General features: G+C 56.0%; 19 protein-coding genes. 8 read left to right on the top strand and 11 right to left on the bottom strand.

Annotated features, from left to right (window positions below):
• Positions 1-40: 40 nt before the first annotated feature.
• The 5 genes from PHD44_RS08525 to PHD44_RS08505 all read right to left on the bottom strand — a co-directional run bounded on the left by PHD44_RS08525 (position 41) and on the right by PHD44_RS08505 (position 3,628).
• A complete protein-coding gene (locus PHD44_RS08525; RefSeq protein WP_300190386.1) occupies positions 41-517 on the bottom strand; it encodes a CYTH domain-containing protein in 477 nt (158 codons plus the stop codon).
• A gap of 21 nt (positions 518-538) precedes the next feature.
• Entirely contained in the window at positions 539-1,510 is a 972-nt protein-coding gene (locus tag PHD44_RS08520) for a beta-ketoacyl-ACP synthase III (protein WP_300190384.1), read from the bottom strand.
• On the bottom strand, positions 1,507-2,532 hold the full coding sequence (gene plsX, locus PHD44_RS08515) for a phosphate acyltransferase PlsX (protein ID WP_300190381.1): 1,026 nt from the start codon (positions 2,530-2,532) through the stop codon (positions 1,507-1,509). Before plsX ends, PHD44_RS08520 begins: the two co-directional genes overlap by 4 nt.
• 177 nt (positions 2,533-2,709) lie before the next feature.
• The gene (gene rpmF / locus PHD44_RS08510; RefSeq protein ID WP_300190379.1) at positions 2,710-2,898 is read right to left on the bottom strand and encodes a 50S ribosomal protein L32; all 189 of its coding nucleotides are present in this window, start codon (positions 2,896-2,898) and stop codon (positions 2,710-2,712) included.
• Between the two features lie 91 nt (positions 2,899-2,989).
• A complete protein-coding gene (locus PHD44_RS08505; protein ID WP_300190377.1) occupies positions 2,990-3,628 on the bottom strand; it encodes a YceD family protein in 639 nt (212 codons plus the stop codon).
• A gap of 205 nt (positions 3,629-3,833) precedes the next feature.
• On the opposite strand from PHD44_RS08505, the gene PHD44_RS08500 reads away from it, so the two are divergent.
• Complete coding sequence (locus PHD44_RS08500; protein WP_300190374.1) at positions 3,834-4,421, top strand: nucleoside triphosphate pyrophosphatase; 588 nt, start codon at positions 3,834-3,836, stop codon at positions 4,419-4,421.
• 8 nt (positions 4,422-4,429) lie between these two features.
• Here the strand turns inward: PHD44_RS08500 and lplT are convergent, their stop codons facing one another.
• Genes lplT through PHD44_RS08485 form a run of 3 tightly spaced genes read right to left on the bottom strand, consistent with a single transcriptional unit; the run spans position 4,430 to position 6,533 of the window.
• On the bottom strand, positions 4,430-5,650 hold the full coding sequence (lplT, locus tag PHD44_RS08495) for a lysophospholipid transporter LplT (RefSeq protein ID WP_300190371.1): 1,221 nt from the start codon (positions 5,648-5,650) through the stop codon (positions 4,430-4,432).
• A complete protein-coding gene (locus PHD44_RS08490; RefSeq protein ID WP_300190369.1) occupies positions 5,647-5,922 on the bottom strand; it encodes a hypothetical protein in 276 nt (91 codons plus the stop codon). Before PHD44_RS08490 ends, lplT begins: the two co-directional genes overlap by 4 nt.
• Before the next feature lie 20 nt (positions 5,923-5,942).
• Positions 5,943-6,533, bottom strand: coding sequence for a Spy/CpxP family protein refolding chaperone (locus tag PHD44_RS08485; RefSeq protein WP_300190366.1), 591 nt, complete (start codon positions 6,531-6,533; stop codon positions 5,943-5,945).
• Between the two features lie 194 nt (positions 6,534-6,727).
• Here PHD44_RS08485 and PHD44_RS08480 point away from each other — a divergent pair, with 194 nt between their 5' ends.
• The 6 genes from PHD44_RS08480 to PHD44_RS08455 all read left to right on the top strand — a co-directional run bounded on the left by PHD44_RS08480 (position 6,728) and on the right by PHD44_RS08455 (position 13,636).
• On the top strand, positions 6,728-7,438 hold the full coding sequence (locus PHD44_RS08480; protein ID WP_367182018.1) for a response regulator: 711 nt from the start codon (positions 6,728-6,730) through the stop codon (positions 7,436-7,438).
• Entirely contained in the window at positions 7,435-8,913 is a 1,479-nt protein-coding gene (locus tag PHD44_RS08475; protein WP_300190364.1) for an ATP-binding protein, read from the top strand. The genes PHD44_RS08480 and PHD44_RS08475 overlap by 4 nt, the downstream gene beginning before the upstream one ends.
• Positions 8,877-9,800: an alpha/beta fold hydrolase gene (locus PHD44_RS08470; RefSeq protein ID WP_300190361.1), complete on the top strand. Its 924-nt coding sequence runs from the start codon at positions 8,877-8,879 to the stop codon at positions 9,798-9,800. Before PHD44_RS08475 ends, PHD44_RS08470 begins: the two co-directional genes overlap by 37 nt.
• Positions 9,801-10,166: 366 nt before the next feature.
• Positions 10,167-10,766: a peroxiredoxin gene (locus PHD44_RS08465; protein ID WP_300190359.1), complete on the top strand. Its 600-nt coding sequence runs from the start codon at positions 10,167-10,169 to the stop codon at positions 10,764-10,766.
• Positions 10,767-11,021: 255 nt separating this feature from the next.
• On the top strand, positions 11,022-13,235 hold the full coding sequence (locus PHD44_RS08460; protein WP_300190357.1) for a S8 family serine peptidase: 2,214 nt from the start codon (positions 11,022-11,024) through the stop codon (positions 13,233-13,235).
• A complete protein-coding gene (locus PHD44_RS08455; protein ID WP_300190355.1) occupies positions 13,232-13,636 on the top strand; it encodes a hypothetical protein in 405 nt (134 codons plus the stop codon). The genes PHD44_RS08460 and PHD44_RS08455 overlap by 4 nt, the downstream gene beginning before the upstream one ends.
• Positions 13,637-13,703: 67 nt before the next feature.
• Here PHD44_RS08455 and PHD44_RS08450 read toward each other — a convergent pair whose 3' ends face one another.
• From PHD44_RS08450 to PHD44_RS08440, 3 genes are read right to left on the bottom strand one after another with little or no spacing between them, the layout of a single operon-like run.
• A complete protein-coding gene (locus PHD44_RS08450) occupies positions 13,704-14,213 on the bottom strand; it encodes a DinB family protein (RefSeq protein ID WP_290680508.1) in 510 nt (169 codons plus the stop codon).
• Complete coding sequence (locus PHD44_RS08445; RefSeq protein ID WP_300190353.1) at positions 14,210-14,602, bottom strand: nuclear transport factor 2 family protein; 393 nt, start codon at positions 14,600-14,602, stop codon at positions 14,210-14,212. Before PHD44_RS08445 ends, PHD44_RS08450 begins: the two co-directional genes overlap by 4 nt.
• Positions 14,599-14,730 (bottom strand): hypothetical protein, encoded by a 132-nt coding sequence (locus tag PHD44_RS08440; RefSeq protein ID WP_300190351.1) that lies wholly within the window; start codon positions 14,728-14,730, stop codon positions 14,599-14,601. Before PHD44_RS08440 ends, PHD44_RS08445 begins: the two co-directional genes overlap by 4 nt.
• Positions 14,731-14,859: 129 nt before the next feature.
• Between PHD44_RS08440 and PHD44_RS08435 the strand changes: the two genes are divergently transcribed.
• Positions 14,860-16,083 (top strand): PLP-dependent aminotransferase family protein (locus PHD44_RS08435; protein ID WP_300190349.1); only part of this gene is annotated, 1,224 nt, incomplete at its 3' end.

Genomic DNA, 16,083 nt, shown 5'->3' with positions numbered 1-16,083 from the left:
TAACACATGGATTTAGTAGCTCCCGATCTCCCTTGTCCAATCACCATTGTGCAAAGGGATGCCGAACCAGCGACACATTATAGTAACGAGGGTCTTCGGTCACTTCTTCCCCGACCCAATCGGGCTTATGGAACGTCTGATCTTCAGAGTTCAGTTCCACTTCTGCCACCACTAGGCCCTGATTGGCCCCGAGAAACTCATCGATTTCCCAGAGCAGACCGGCGAAATGCACCTGATGACGGATTTTCTCAATCACGGCACCCGAACACAAATTGGCCAACATATGTTCGGCATCCTCATTAGGAATTGGATACTCGAACTCGTCGCGCGACATGCCCAATCTCATGCTCTTGATATTGAGATAAGCCTGATCGCCGCCAATTCGCACCCGTACCGACGCCTTGGCACCATCGGTCAGGGTGGTCAGATAGCCCTGACTCAAACGACGACTGGATGTTACCGCCGCACGCCAGCTGTCATCCTTGAGCAAAAACTTGCGTTCGATTTCCAGTGCCATCGTTTAATCTCTCGGATGAACTTAAAATCGGATCAGCGCCGAACCCCAGGTAAACCCGCCACCAAACGCTTCGAGCAGAATGGTATCGCCCCGCTTGATGCGCCCATCGCGCACGGCGGTATCCAGTGCCAGAGGCACCGAGGCTGCCGAAGTATTACCGTGTTTGTTGACCGTGACCACCACGCGCTCCATCGGCAAATCGAGCTTGCGTGCCGTCGCCTGGATGATGCGGATATTGGCCTGATGGGGTACCAGCCAGTCGATGTCGGCGTTGGTCATCCCGGCAGCTTCCAAGGTCTCATCGACGATACGACCGAGCGTATTCACTGCGATCTTGAACACCTCATTGCCACGCATTTCAATGAACGCCGTGCCGTCGGCCAGCCTCTGTGGATCAACATCCGGCCCCGGCTTGACGGTTGTCAGAAGCGATTCATAAGCCCCATCCGCATGAATGTGGGTACTGATGATTCCGGGCTCTTCGCTGGCTTCGAGCACGACCGCACCGGCACCATCGGCAAACAGCACGCAAGTACCGCGATCCTGCCAGTTGACGATACGAGACAGGGTTTCCGCCCCGATGACCAGCGCGCAACGGGCCGCGCCAGTATTGATGAATTTCTCTGCCACGCTCAACGCATAAACGAAGCCCGTGCAGACCGCCTGAATATCGAAGGCAGGCGAGCCGTGGATGCCCAGCTTTTGCTGCAACAGGCAGGCTGTTGAGGGAAACACACGATCAGGCGTCGTGGTCGCCACGATCAGCAGGTCGACATCCGACGGCAATTTACCGGCTGCTTCCAAAGCACGGCGTGCCGCCGGTTCAGCCAGATCAGAGGTGAGTTGTCCATTCTCGGCGATATGACGTTGCTCGATACCCGTCCGTTCCCGAATCCAGGTATCCGAGGTTTCCACCATCTTTTCCAGATCCTGATTCGTCAGGATCCGTTCGGGCAGGTAACTCCCGGTACCGGTGATACGTGCATGAATCATGCTGTTTCCTTTTCATTCAATAACTGACCCAGCCGCTGGTCGATTCGGCGCGGTACGTCTTTTTCAATTTCGCGCAGCGCCACGCCCAGCGCACTGGAGAATGCCGCCACATCGGCGCCGCCATGACTCTTGATCACAATACCCTGCAGCCCCAGAAAACTGGCGCCATTGTAGCGACCGGGATCGAGTCTGTTCTTCAAACGTTTGAGTACAGGCATTGCAAATGCTGCGGCCAGCTTGGACATTAGACTACGACCGAACTCTTCGCGCAGAAACTGGGTGATCATCTTGGCCAGTCCTTCACTGGTCTTGAGGGCGACATTGCCCACGAAACCATCGCAAACCACGACGTCCACATCACCTTTATAGATATCGTCCCCTTCGACAAACCCGATGTAGTTGATCGGCCCGTTTTCCAGCAGAGCCGAGGCGGCCTTGACGGTATCGTTGCCCTTGATGGACTCGGCACCGACATTGAGCAGACCGACTCTGGGTGCGGGATTATCATCATATGCTTCCACCAGCACCGAACCCATTACGGCAAACTGGAACAGATGGTCGGCATTGCACTCGACATTCGCCCCCAGATCCAGCACATGGGTATGCCCGCCCTTGCGACTCGGCAAAGCCGTGCAGATGGCCGGACGCTCGATACCGGGCAGGGTCTTGAGGACGAATTTGGCTGTCGCCATCAGCGCGCCGGTATTGCCCGCGCTCACGGCCGCCTGGGCCGATCCATCGCGCACGCAGTCGATTGCAATTCGCATGGATGATTTTTTCTTTGTACGCAATGCCACTGCGGGCGATTCCGCCATCTCAACGACTTCCGGCGCGTGGATGATTTCCACCTTTTCGCCTTCGACCAGCCCATGAGCGCTCATCTGGGCACGTAACAGCGTCTCATCCCCGACCAACAGCACGGTGACGTTGGGATGTGTCTTGAGGAATTGCGCCGCTGCCGCCAGCGTAACGACGGGGCCGTGATCACCGCCCATCACATCAATCGCAATTTTTACCTTCATGAAAAATAGCCAACCTCACCAAATCTTGACTCAAAAAACAAACCAAGGAACGATCCGATGCGAACGAGTGCACATCAGGTTGATCGCACGCATCACTCAAAAATGCCGGGCAAAACAAAAACCTTGCGCACCTGGGCACGCAAGGTTGGGATCATTCCGCGCAGCCACTTGGGTCGATTAGGCTTCGGTGGTCGCTTTTTCGGCAATCACACGCTTGCCACGGTAGAAACCGTCCGCGGTCACTTGGTGACGGCGATGGGTTTCACCACTGGTCGCGTCCACTGACAGAGTGGGTTTAACGAGGGCATCGTGGGTACGACGTGAATCGCGACGCGCACGGCTCTTTTTATTTTGCTGAACAGCCATTTCTCAACTCCTGACACTAAAAATCGCGTTTCTTACCAAAACGCCAAACTAAAACTCCGCGACCATGACCAATGCACGGTTGCGGCTAAATCTATTGATCTTCACCCTTCTTGCCGGATCCTTTCGCCCCCGGCACGTTCCATTGTTCGGCCAATACGGCAAAGGGATTGGGCCGCTTCGGTCGCTCAACTTCGGGCTCGGCAACCTCGTCTTCGGCTTCTTCTCGCCAAATGGGTTGGCACTGATGCTCGTGCATAGCCACCACAGGGACAGCCATCAGCACTTCCTCTTCGAGCAAGTCCGAAATACTCACCCCGCCTTCAGCATCAACCAGGACAGGTTCGCGAGTATCGCCCACCTGTTCCGCCTGATCGTCATTGTAGACGAACTGCAACAATGACGAACCCGTCAAGGGCTGGCTCATGGGCTGAAGGCATCGGGCACAGTCAATCTGAACCGTGGTCTGCACGTCCAGCTGCGCCAGCATTGCCCGGCCTTCGTCCCGAAAAAACCGCAGATCGAAATCAAGCGACGTACCCGGAGCTTCATGCGGTACAAAAGGCACCAACCGCGGCAACTCGGCCAAAAGCACAGATGCAGAAAACGCTCGCTCACTATCGCAAGCCATGCGCACCATCAAGCGCGGTAAACTTGCCGCAGATTGAAGCTGCCTGCCCGTCCCGCTGCCAGATTGGCCGACCGCAGGATGCGATCCGTTGTCTACACTCATGCCGAATACCTGCTTATATGGCCCGGCCCCAAATCAACCCAAGCCAATTAACCAAGGCTAATCAACCCAGCCTAATCAACCAAGGCCAATTGACCAAATACAATTAACTTTGGACTTGGGCCAAAAAAACGGCCCGCACACACAGTATTAGTCAGACCAGAATCGTATAATATTAGCGATTTATTGCTTGGCACGCAAAATGTATATGCAAAATAATCCTTCTCTTGTGCTCGCTTCATCCTCCATCACCCGTCGCGCCTTGCTTGATCGCATCGGGATACCCTATCAAATCGACGCACCCGACATCGACGAACGCGTCCATGAGAATGAAGCGGCCGACACAGCCTGCCGACGTCTGGCACGGGAAAAAGCACGCACGGTTGCCGAACGCCACCCCGGTTCGGTCATCATCGGCTCAGATCAACTGGTATCCTGCGATGGGCGCATCATGGGCAAACCACACGATAGGCCACGTGCAACCGAACAATTACGGTTCATGTCCGGCAAAGCCGTTTATTTCCACGTATCGGTCGCGGTTATCGATGCCCACGGCAGTCTGCAGGAACACAGCGAAACCGTCACCGCACAACTTCGAAGCCTTTGTGATTCGGAGATTCAACATTATCTCACCCGGGAACAACCATTCGGCTCGGCGGGCAGCATGAAATCAGAGGGACTGGGCACAGCGCTGCTTGATTCAATGCAATCGGACGACCCCACGGCAATCCTCGGGCTGCCCCTGATTGCCACCTTGCGATTACTCCGTGCAGCCGGCATCAACCCGCTGGGTTGAGCGCCCCATCAACAGGAACGACCGCCTCGAAGCCGCCAGACGGCCAGCGCAGCCATCCCTAACGTCACGACGATTCCGAACCCGTAAGCTACGGTCACGGGATTCATGCCTGCTTCGATAGCCAGAAAATACAACCCGGCCATACCCAACATGGCCAGATTTTCGAAAAAATTCTGCACGGCCAACGTACGACCCGCACCGATGGTCTCATGCCCCCGCTCCTGCAGGAGCGCATTCAACGGCACCACAAAGTAACCACCCGCCACGCCTACCAACATGAGAATGACGGCCGCAGGAGCGAATGCGTGCATGGGTGCCAGCAACACGATCAGCGGCCCCAGCGCCAAACTACCCAGAATCGCCCGATTGGCCTGCTCCAGACGCACGCTGACGGCAGCCAGACCGGCACCCACCACGATCCCGATGGACACCAACCCCATCAGATTGGCTGGCGCCTGATTGTCGAGCAATGACAATGCAACCGGAACCCAGGCAAAAATCAACAGCCGCAAGGAAGCGCCCATCCCCCAGAACAAACTCGTGCCGATGATGGCAAAGCGCACGTCGCGAATGCCCCACAACACGACCAGATTGTGAATAAACTGCTTAAGCAAATGCGCCAGCTCATGCCGAACAAAGCGATGGATCACGGGCAACCTGGGGATTCCCAGGTTCGCGAGCGCAGCCAGAAGATACATGCCCGCCGACACAGCCACGGCCAACACTACGGACTGATCTGTGAGCCAACCGCCCGCCAATACCCCCAACAAAATGGCGGCGATTGTCGAACCTTCCAGCAAACCATTCGCCTTGACCAGACGATCGGGATGCACAAGTTGCGTGAGAATGCCGTATTTGGCGGGCGAATAGATCGCCGCACCGATGCCGGCGATGGCGTAACCCAATAGCGAGTTCGCGCCGAACAGAATCATCAACGCACCCAACAATTTGATCAGGTTGGCGTACAGCATCACACGCCCCTTGGGAAAGGCATCGGCCACCGGCCCCACGTAAGGCGCCAAAACAATGAACGCGACAACAAACACAACCTGCAGCAGAGGCAGGAGTGCCTCGCCATGAGCCGCCGTTTTAAGCAGCGCGATGGCCGCCACGAACAAAAGGTTGTCGGCCATGGCTGAAAGAAACTGCGCCACGAGTACCGCCAACATGCCGCGCGATGCGAGTCCGTTCGCTGCCGTTTCTTGTGCCGAAATCTGTGTTGTATTCATGCTGCGGTTTCCGCCCTATCGATCACAAGCCTTGGGTTAAATGGGGCAATTTTACTTCTTCGAACATATGCCTGCCCCGCCCGAACGGGTTTATGACGAGAAGCAAGCAACAGATACTGCACGATTGCACGCATCTTCTCATCTGCTTCGGCCTGCCTGTTTGCTGCGGCCCAAGCTGGAAGCTCGATATATTGAGCAAACACTGACGCGTCAAACGCAAAAATTGAGAAAAAAAACCCCGCCGGAGCGGGGTCATGCTTGCTTGGCTTCAAAGGCCGGATCGCAATATCAATCAGGGCTGGATCGGCCCGCCCATTGGGCGCCCTGCTCCACCGGGGCCTTGTTGCATTCCGGGTTTTTGACCATGAGCACCAAAATGCTTGTGCTGATGACGCACCATTTCATCCAGAACCTGCTGCTGATTCGGCGCAAGAGCCGCACGCAGATCGGAAGTTGCCTTGCTCAGACGCGCCATTTTTTTTGCCATGAGTTCAGCTCGTTCCGCACGGAATTGTGCCAGTTGGGCTGCATTCATATCAGGGCCGGGGCGTTTGAAATGCTCAAACATCATTTCCATACGTACCTTTTTATACTCATCCCAAACAGCTTGTTGACTGGCCGTAATCTGCAGACGATTGGCCATGGAATCGAGATTTTCCTTCATCCGGGCGGCCATCTGCACGCGCATATTTTCTCTCTGCGCGGGGTTATTGCAGTCGGGCGCCATTTTCTGGCCGACTGGCGCGGCAGAACCGACCGACGTCTCGGCCATGCTGATCGTAGCGAAACCACCGGCAAGGGTCATCAGTGCCGTGGCGAGGGCCGCCATGCGCAGTGCCGGGCGACGGGTTGAATTAATCTCGTTTGATGTTTGAAGGCTCATGGCTTCTACCTCGGGTCAATGGAACAACGATTCACAGGAATCATTAAACCCCGCGACTGTAAACCGGGTATTTCAGGGTCACCCCCACGTGTAAACGGCATGTAGGGGTTTTGTAATTCACAGAGATTATGTCGCTTTCCGTCGGCATGGCTAGGCTAAGATAGCGCTCATTCATTAATAGACGAATCAAATTCATGAAAACAATTCTGGTAGTGGATGACGATGCGGATCTGCGTAGCCTGTTGCGGGAATATCTGACCGATCAAGGCTATCACGTGCTCGAGGCAGCGGAAGGGAACGAGTTATGGACGCGACTCGAGAACTCGACGGTCGACCTGATCATTCTTGACCTGATGCTGCCGGGTGAGGACGGCTTGTCCCTATGCCGGACCATCCGGGCTCGCCAGACCACCCCAATCCTGATGCTGACCGCCCGTGGCGATGAAATGGATCGCATCATCGGTCTTGAGATGGGCGCTGATGATTATCTACCCAAGCCATTTCACCCGCGCGAACTGCTCGCTCGGATTCGCAGCATTTTTCGTCGTTCGGAACAGCAGAACCATGCCCAGCCACCGCGCCACCTGCACTTCAGCGGTTGGACGCTTGATCTGGCCGCCCGACATTTGATGAGCGCAGATCAGGTCGTCGTTCCGTTGTCCACGGGTGAGTTTCGCCTGCTCAAAACACTGGCGGAACACCCGAACACGGTGCTCTCTCGCGACCAACTCATGGACGCGCTCGCGGGTAGAGAATCCGATCCGCTCGACCGAACTATCGATGTCATGATGAGCCGCCTCCGACGCCGACTGGGTGATGACGCCCGCGAACCCACGCTTATCAAGACCATTCGAAACGAAGGCTACATGCTCCTCACCCACCCACAGGGCGGGCAACCGGGGTGAACAAGAAGCAAACCCGGGCATGGCGTATCTGGCCACGCAGCCTGTTCGGACAGGTTCTGTTCATGCTGACGCTGGGCATTGTTGCGGCGCTCGTGTTGAGCCTCGGCTTACTGGTGGCAGATCGCGCCCGCCTGGGTGAGCGTTTGCTGGGCGATTACGCCATACAGCGGATTGCCCAGATCATTCAGATTCAGAACGATACCGCACCGGATGAACGGCGCCGTCTTGCTCGCTGGATGAATACACCACTGACTCACTTGATGTTTCGCCAACCCTGGCACCAAACCAACGTTCAACCACTCAACGGAGCGGGGATGCCGGTAGAAAATATGATGACACGGCAGTTTGCACAACGCCTGCAAGCTGCGTTGGAGCAACCGATACCGATCCAGGTTCTGGCCATTAACGGCGACGACATGGATCGGCGCGCCCAGCGAACGCTTGAACCAGAAGCGGCGCCCGTCCTGCTTCAACAGGCACCGTGGACACTCGACCGTCATTGGCAGATGCAGCCCCCGGCCCGCGGTCACCGGGAACATGCGCTGTTGATTCAGGCCCGGCTCGATGACGGCAGCGTTCTGACCCTGCGCCATGCCCTGCCGCCGCCCATGCGCTGGCCTTTTCAGACCACAGCTTGGCTCCTGCTGCTTGGTCTGATTGTAATCGCGGGCGTGGCCTGGATTCTGCGTCGCCTCACACAACCACTCGATGCGCTGGTCGAAGCAGCCGTCCGTCTGCCCCGGAATCTGAATCAGGCACCACTGGCGGAAACCGGCCCCTCAGAAGTCAGTCGGGCGGCACAGGCATTCAACCGGATGCAACGCGACATTCAACGACTGATCGAAGTTCGCGGGCAAGCGCTGGCGGGCGTCTCGCACGATTTACGTTTACCGATCACCCGGATGCGACTGCGACTCGCCCATCTTCCGGAAGACGAGCTAAAACAGAAAATTGAGAATGACCTCAGCCAAATGGATGAGATGATCGGCCACACTCTGGCCTTTTTGAGCGCCGGCACCACAACAGAGCCGCTTGTATCACTCGATCTCGACGCACTGCTTGATTTGCTGTGTGAAGACATGACCTTGCTGGGTGCACAAATCCGGCGGCATGGCGCGGCAGAAACACCCGTGAAAGCGCGACCCCAGGCACTTCAACGGGCTTTGCAGAATGTGCTGGATAATGCGCGGCGCTATAGCGATGGCCCCATCGATCTTTCGGTCGAAGTCCGTCCTACCGACGTGGTAATTCGTGTTGAGGACCGAGGTCCCGGTATTCCCGAAGCGGACCGGGAACGGATATTCGAACCCTATGTGCGGCTCGAAACCTCCCGCGCAAGGCATACCGGCGGCAGTGGTCTTGGCCTCGCCATCGCCCGCGCGTCTTTACGTGCTCAGGGAGGCGATATTCATATTCTCGCACGCGAAGGCGGCGGCACATGCGTAGTCGTCACCCTGTCGAAGGCACGACTATGAACGTGCTCTTGATGGGTACAGGTATAGCCATCGTGATCGGTGGGCTACTTCTCCTGTTCAATAGACGTTTGCGACAGAGCCTGACGGCAGCGAAGGAACCCATTGTGCAGTCGCTGGCCGAGCATCATCTCATTGGTGCTGAAATCAAGATTCCGACTCAACGTGGACGACAATTGGACGGTTGGTTGTTGACGGGGCAGAGGGAGCGCAACCCGCAGGTTGTCGTCATCACGCATGGCTGGGGAGCCAATCGCGAACTCATGCTGCCATTGGCACGCCCGCTTCAGGCCGCTGGTTTTCACGTATTGCTTTTTGATGCACGCAGCCACGGCAGCAGCGATAACGACAATTTCTCCTCCATGCCTCGTTTTGCAGAAGACATTGATGCCGCTCTGAACTGGATTCGAATGCAGGCACAGTTCAGCATAGCCTCGGTGTCATTGATCGGGCACTCCGTCGGTGCCGCCGCCACCCTGCTGGCCGCCTCACGCAGAGACGATATTGCCTGTGTTGTCAGCCTCGCGGCATTCGCCCATCCCGAGGATATGATGCGCCGCTGGCTTGAATCCAAAAAACTGCCTTACTTTCCCTTGGGCTGGTACGTGCTTAATTATGTGCAGTGGGTCATCGGGTACCGGTTTGATGCCATTGCACCCATTCATACAATCAAAAGCATTTCCTGCCCCGTTTTGATCATGCACGGCAGCGATGACAGCACCATTCCACCGGCCGACGCGAAGCGGATTTTCGAGCAGGGCAATCAAGAAATCAATCGCTTACTGATTTTACCTGGCGAACACGACGCGACCGATGAGATCGAACAGCATATTCACGAACTGATCTCGTTTATCGAGTCGACAAAATTGTCGACAAATCATACGCATTAAGACGTAGGGCGCCTCTGCACGGGAAGGTCTACATATGTGCAGACTTTCCCTAGGGAATCTCTGCACGAATCCATCCATGGCTTCGTGCAGAAGCACCCGTGCCGGTACACGCCCGGCACGGGTGCCGCAATTCAATGACTTACGTCATTGTGCGGCAGGGCATCCATGCCCTGCACGGGAAGGTCCACATTTGTGCAGACCTTCCCTAAACTCCGTGGACGGAAGCAAGACCTTGAGACCGTTCTGTCAGTTGTGGTAAACAGACAAGCGGTATATTGCCCCGGCAAGATATTTTCATTTCTTCTAACATCACAACATCAACATGGGTAGCCCCCATCAGGATGTTGATTTTTCATGGAGCTAATCATGGCTGTTCTCGTATGCAAACCCGCCCCGGATTTCACAGCAACCGCTGTAATGGGCAACAACGAAATCCAGGAAATCACGTTTTCGTCTCTGATCAAAGGCAAATACGCGGTTCTGTTTTTCTATCCGATGGATTTCACCTTTGTATGTCCGTCGGAACTGATCGCCTTCGATCACCGTTTGGCTGAATTCACCGCGCGCAATGTGGAAGTGGTGGGTGTATCCATCGACTCGGAATTCACCCACCTTGCCTGGAAAAACACCCCCGTCGAAAAAGGCGGTATCGGTCAGGTTAAATACACACTCGTTGCCGACATCAAACACAGTATTGCAAAAGCGTACGACGTCGAACTCGACGGCGGTGTTGCCCTGCGTGGTTCCTTCCTGATCGATCGTGACGGCATCGTTCGCCATCAGGTCGTCAACGACCTGCCACTTGGCCGCAACATCGATGAAATGCTGCGTCTGATCGATGCGCTGCAATTCACCGAAATCCACGGTGAGGTGTGCCCTGCAGGCTGGAAGAAAGGCGACGCAGGTATGGACGCGACCACAGAAGGTGTCGCCAAGTACCTGGCTGAAAACGCAGACAAACTGTAATACCGCCACCCGGTGCGATCGGGAGGAACTTTGATTACTTCCGACCGTGGCGACACGTTAATCGAAGCCCCCAATATAGAACCTTGGGGGCTTCGTCTTTGTGGTCGACCGAAACATCAACAACCGATCGATACGCTTAATCCATTATTTGCGGAAGAACAGCGAACTGTCATTTTGAAACGGCAGAAGCCATGTAAAATCGGGGAACAAAAAACAAATGGAATCAGACAACCACAAACAGGACGCTTTAGCTTCATGACATCACGCCACGCTCTCTATACAAAATGCGCACTTGGTCTGCTGTGTGCGCTCACCATCAACCTGCCCGCCCAGGCTGACCTACCCGTTTCAACAACGAATATTGTGCTCCCGGCCCCCTCTGCCGCCAGCTCATTCAAGCCCGATACCGTTGTGCCCAACGAGGTTCTGGTTAAATTCGGCAGCACACTATCGGCGCAGAACATGACGCCCACGCTGAACAGCATGGCGAGCAGCGTCAAGCAGATCAACCGAACAGGCTTGACCTTGGTCAAGCTCACGCCCGGCACCGACACGATCTCATCGGCGATGGCTACGTTCCGCGCCATGCCGGGTGTCGTTTCAGTGCAACCGAACTTCATTTACCACAGCACAGCGCTTCCCAACGATCCCGAGATTGGCCAACAGTGGGCACTGAAAAATACCGGGCAGACTGTCTCGGCGGCGACCTATGCCACCAACAACCCAGGCACACCCGGTGACGACATTGATGCCGAAAGCGCCTGGCAATACCAATCAGACTGCTCATTGGTCACGGTCGCTGTCGTCGATACGGGGATCAACTATACCCAGCAGGATCTGGTCAACAGCATGTGGAACGGTGGGACTCAATACCCCAACCATGGCTACGATTTCGTTAATAACGATGACGATCCCTATCCCACCACCGGCGATGAACGCCATGGCACCCATGTGGCAGGCATTATCGGTGCCGAGGGCAACAATGGGATTGAAGGCTCCGGTGTCTGCCAGAAAGCCAGCATCATGGCGGTGCGCTCGCTGGATGCAACCGGGGGTACAACCGCGACCGTAACGCAGGGCATTTACTTTGCGGTGGATCATGGTGCGAAGATCATTAACTTAAGTCTGGGTGGTACGGGATCTTTGGACCAGGCGTTCTCCGATGCCATCACTTATGCCCAAAGCAAAGGCGTGCTGGTGGTGGTGGCCGCGGGTAATGGCGATTCAAATGGAAAGGGACTCGACGTTGATCAAACCGCTTTTTACCCATGCAGTTTTCCACAAGACAACCTGATCTGCGTGGCCGCACTGGATCAATCCTTCCAACTTGCCAGCTTTTCCAATTACGGGGCCACGAGTGTGGATGTGGGTGCGCCGGGGACGAACATACTCAGCACATTCGCAGGGCCGACCCTGACAACGGATTTTTCCAGTGGCTGGACAGCCAGTCTGGGTGCCAGTACAGGCTGGGGCTATGGGAAAACCACATCTGGTATCCCGATACTTGTTAATCCGGTCGATTACGGCAAGAGCAACTATGCCCCAAGTACAGACGACCGAATCTGGAGCGACTTCACGTTTGCGCCCGGCACACAATTCGTTGCTTTGAATTATTACCTGCAAGGGCGCATGGCCTCGGGTGATTATCTCAATTCTGGCGTTGCCGTCGGAAGTAATACGGATCCATTCGCAGGCAGTGGGACTCAACTCCAACACGCTACGGATACCCTCAGCTCCCCAGCGGCTGCGTACCCGATCGATCAGTGTTCCGGCAAAACGTGTTCGATCGGCTTCCAGTTGACCAGCACACCCTCCAGCCCAGGCGACACCGGCCCGCTGATCGCTTTTTTCGAGCTCAATACCGTTGCAGCCAACACCCGTGAGATGGGTATTGAGAACGGCACATCGATGGCAGCGCCCGTCGTCTCCGGCATAGCTGCCTTGTTGATGGCCTCCGACCCGGCCGCCAGCGATATCGACGTCGCCCGGGCAATCAAAAACTCAGGCATACCGGTACCTTCCCTCACGGGCGTCACCACAACGGGTAAGGCCGTCAATGCGATGCGCGCGCTCGCCAATCTGCATTTAAGCGTTGCAGGGCTCGCTGACCAAACGGGTGCTGCGGGTCAGCCGCTGTCTGTCACATTCTCCATCAGCGGCTTGAACGCGCTAAGTGTCTCGGCGAGCAGTAGCAATACTTCTGTATTACCCAACAGCGCAATTACAGGTCAAAACAGTTGCACACAGACGGGGCGCTGCACGCTCCAGCTCCTACCGGCAATGGGTGGCGCCTCTACGGTATATGTGACCGTAGGCGACAACTACGGCCAACAGGCCACGGGCAGCTTCTTGTTGACGGTCCCATCTTCCGGTGGTGGCGGCGGTGGCAGCATGAACTGGGCGTTCCTGCTGGTTCTCGCCGTTATTCTGGCTGCCGTTCAATGGCGCAGGCGAGTGTTGGAATCATGAAATGTGGCCGTCTGGTCTCTGCTTCTGTGCTCGCCTTGCTGTTTTCTGGTTGTCAGGGTGTCGGTAGTACCCAGATGACGGGCAAGCCCATGGCCGACACCCATACTGAGCACAACACCATGAACCCTTCCAATCAGCCCATCGCGGGAGAATACCTGTTGACGCTCAAACCGGGCGTGCCGGAAGACGCGCAGACCCTTGCCGATCTTCGGCGTGATCTTGGCAGCTTACCCGTGGTTGCCTTGTCGTCCCTTGGGCACCGATTATATTTGGTCAAGATTCATCCGGACCCGGGTCTGAAAGCGATTCAAGGCACGCTGTCGAACAGCTCGCTCGTCACATCGATTCAGGAAAATCGGCACTATGGCATTAATCCGCCCGATAGACGGGTGCTGTACTGACCATCGATTCGAATGGCAGCGCCTGCAGCCACACGGTTAACTCATCCTGCGCGCGATCGATCGTTTTTTATCCCCTAATGAGCAGGCCCGGCAGCAGGAGCAGATCGGTTTCCCCGAAATCCACGCCCTGCTGCGCTAATAAAGTTGTAATTTGCCCGCGATGGTGCGTCTGATGATGGAATAGATGGAGCAGGGCATCACCCAGACGGATCTGGCGTGGCTCAGGTGAAAGCAGACTCGTATAGCGAAACGGTGCATCCAGCGAGGAAGGTTCCAGACCGGAGACAAAGACGGTCAGGTCGTCATCGGTCCGATTGCGTTCTGCGGTCAATTCGTGCCAGTTTTCATACAAACAGTCATCAAGCCGGCTAACGGGATAGCTTTGACCCTGCATTCGCGCGAGCCAAAGCCGATCGACCAACAGCAGATGGTTGAGCGTGCCGGTAATCGAATGAAAAAAAGCGCCCAGATCCTGATTCAGCAGGGCGGTGGGCAAAGCGCCACAAACAGAATACAACTGCCGGTTCATCCATTGGTTGTATTCATTTTGCAGTAAAAGCTGCCGATGTTCGCTCATAGGGATAGCTCCTCCGGGTAATAAACGGCGGCGCGGTGAACACGCCCTTGTTCATCGAACCAAAAAACCTCTGCTGTGGTTTGCTGATGGATCCCCCGATAATAAATCATCAGGCTATCGACCCCCTGCAGTACGTTGATCAACGAGAAGTGGAGCGTCGGAAATTTTTGCAGGCCGGCGGCCCAATAGTCTGCAATCGCAGAACGACCAGTCAAGTAACCCTTTTTCCCGTTCTGCACGCGCGCAATCAGGGGTGAGTAGAGCACGACGTCTTCGCGATAATGCGTGAGAATCCGGGGCAGATCGTGGGCATTCCACGCGTCAATCCAGGAAGCGGCAAACTCAGCAGCGGGCGGAATCTGCGCTGAAGCAGAATAAAAGACATTCATGGCTGAACACCCCGGAAATAAAACAGTTCCGATTTAAGCCACTGGGCCAGAGGCGGATAGTTTCCGGCCGCCACCGTCAACACCATGAGAATCAGTAACCATACAATGCTGATGTAAAGCCATTTCATCGAGACCATCCTCCTCAAACTGTATGAGAGGATCAGACTAACGCCGGGCGCGCAAACAATACAGATACAGAAAAAATACGTTGAACCGGTACAATAAGGGATCAAACAAACTGTACCGGTAGACAGCACATGACACGATATCAACAGATCGCCAACACGCTGCGCGCTCAAATAACCCAGGGGCAATACCCCGTGGGTGCCCGCCTGCCGGGCATCCGACAGTTGGCCATGCTGACTGGAGCCAGCATCACTACGGTACAAAGCGCCTGCAATCTGCTGCAAGATGAAGGCCTGATCGAAGCCCGGCCTCGGGCCGGTCTCTATGTTTGTCCGCCCCGACAAACGAGTCTCGAGCCAGTACATCAGGCACCGCAACCCCGAGCACCGATTCGGTTGACGCCGACCTCACTCACCACCGAGGTGATGCAGCATAGCCTCAACCCGCAGTACATCCCTTTAGGGGCAGCCATTCCTGAAGCCGACTTTCTGGGCATGGATCTCCTCAATCACAGCCGCAGACGACGCACGCGCCAGGGAAATGAGGATGCCAAATACGCCGTACCGCCGGGTTCTGCCGAACTGCGACAAGCCATCGCACGCAACTACGCCACCCGCGGCGCACCCGTCGCAGCGGAATCGATCATCATCACCAACGGCTGCCATGAAGCGCTCGTGCTGGCACTGCGCTGTGTGACGCAGCCTGGCGATACGGTCGCTATTGAATCGCCCAGCTATTACGGCTTCTTGCAGGCGATGCAGGGATTGGGCTTGAATATCCTCGAGATCCCGAATCATCCGGATACGGGGCTGAGTCTCGAAGCCCTCGATTTCGCCCTCGCCCGCTGGACCATCAAAGCCGTCATCGTCACACCGAATTTCAGCAACCCGATGGGCTCACAGATGCCGTCGGACCGCAAGGCGGCCCTGGTTGCCCGGCTGCGGGCGCTCGATACGGTGTTGATTGAAGACGACATCTACAGTGAGCTTTTTCATCAAGGCAGCCGGACGGATACCTGTCTTCAGTACGACGAGGCTGGCGATACCGTGATCCTTTGCAGCTCGGTGTCTAAAACCCTGGCGCCTGGGCTTCGGATCGGCTGGGTCATCAGTCCGCGCTTCGCGCCGCAGCTCATTGAGCAAAAACTCCTGCTGAATATCGCAACCGCCAGCCTGCCACAGGCTTGGGTGGCCGAATTACTGATCAGTGCCAAGTGGCAGCAACACCTGAGCCTTGTTCGACGTCGGCATGCACAGGCAATGGCTAAAATGCAGCAGGCGGTCATGACGTTTTTTCCGGAAGGCACCCGCATCAGTCAACCGCGTGGGGGATTCGTCTTATGGGTCGAATTGGCA

The sequence above is a fragment of the Halothiobacillus sp. genome (genome assembly GCF_028710545.1).
Classification (GTDB): Bacteria; Pseudomonadota; Gammaproteobacteria; order Halothiobacillales; family Halothiobacillaceae; genus Halothiobacillus.
This window is presented reverse-complemented; position numbering and strand designations above follow the sequence as displayed.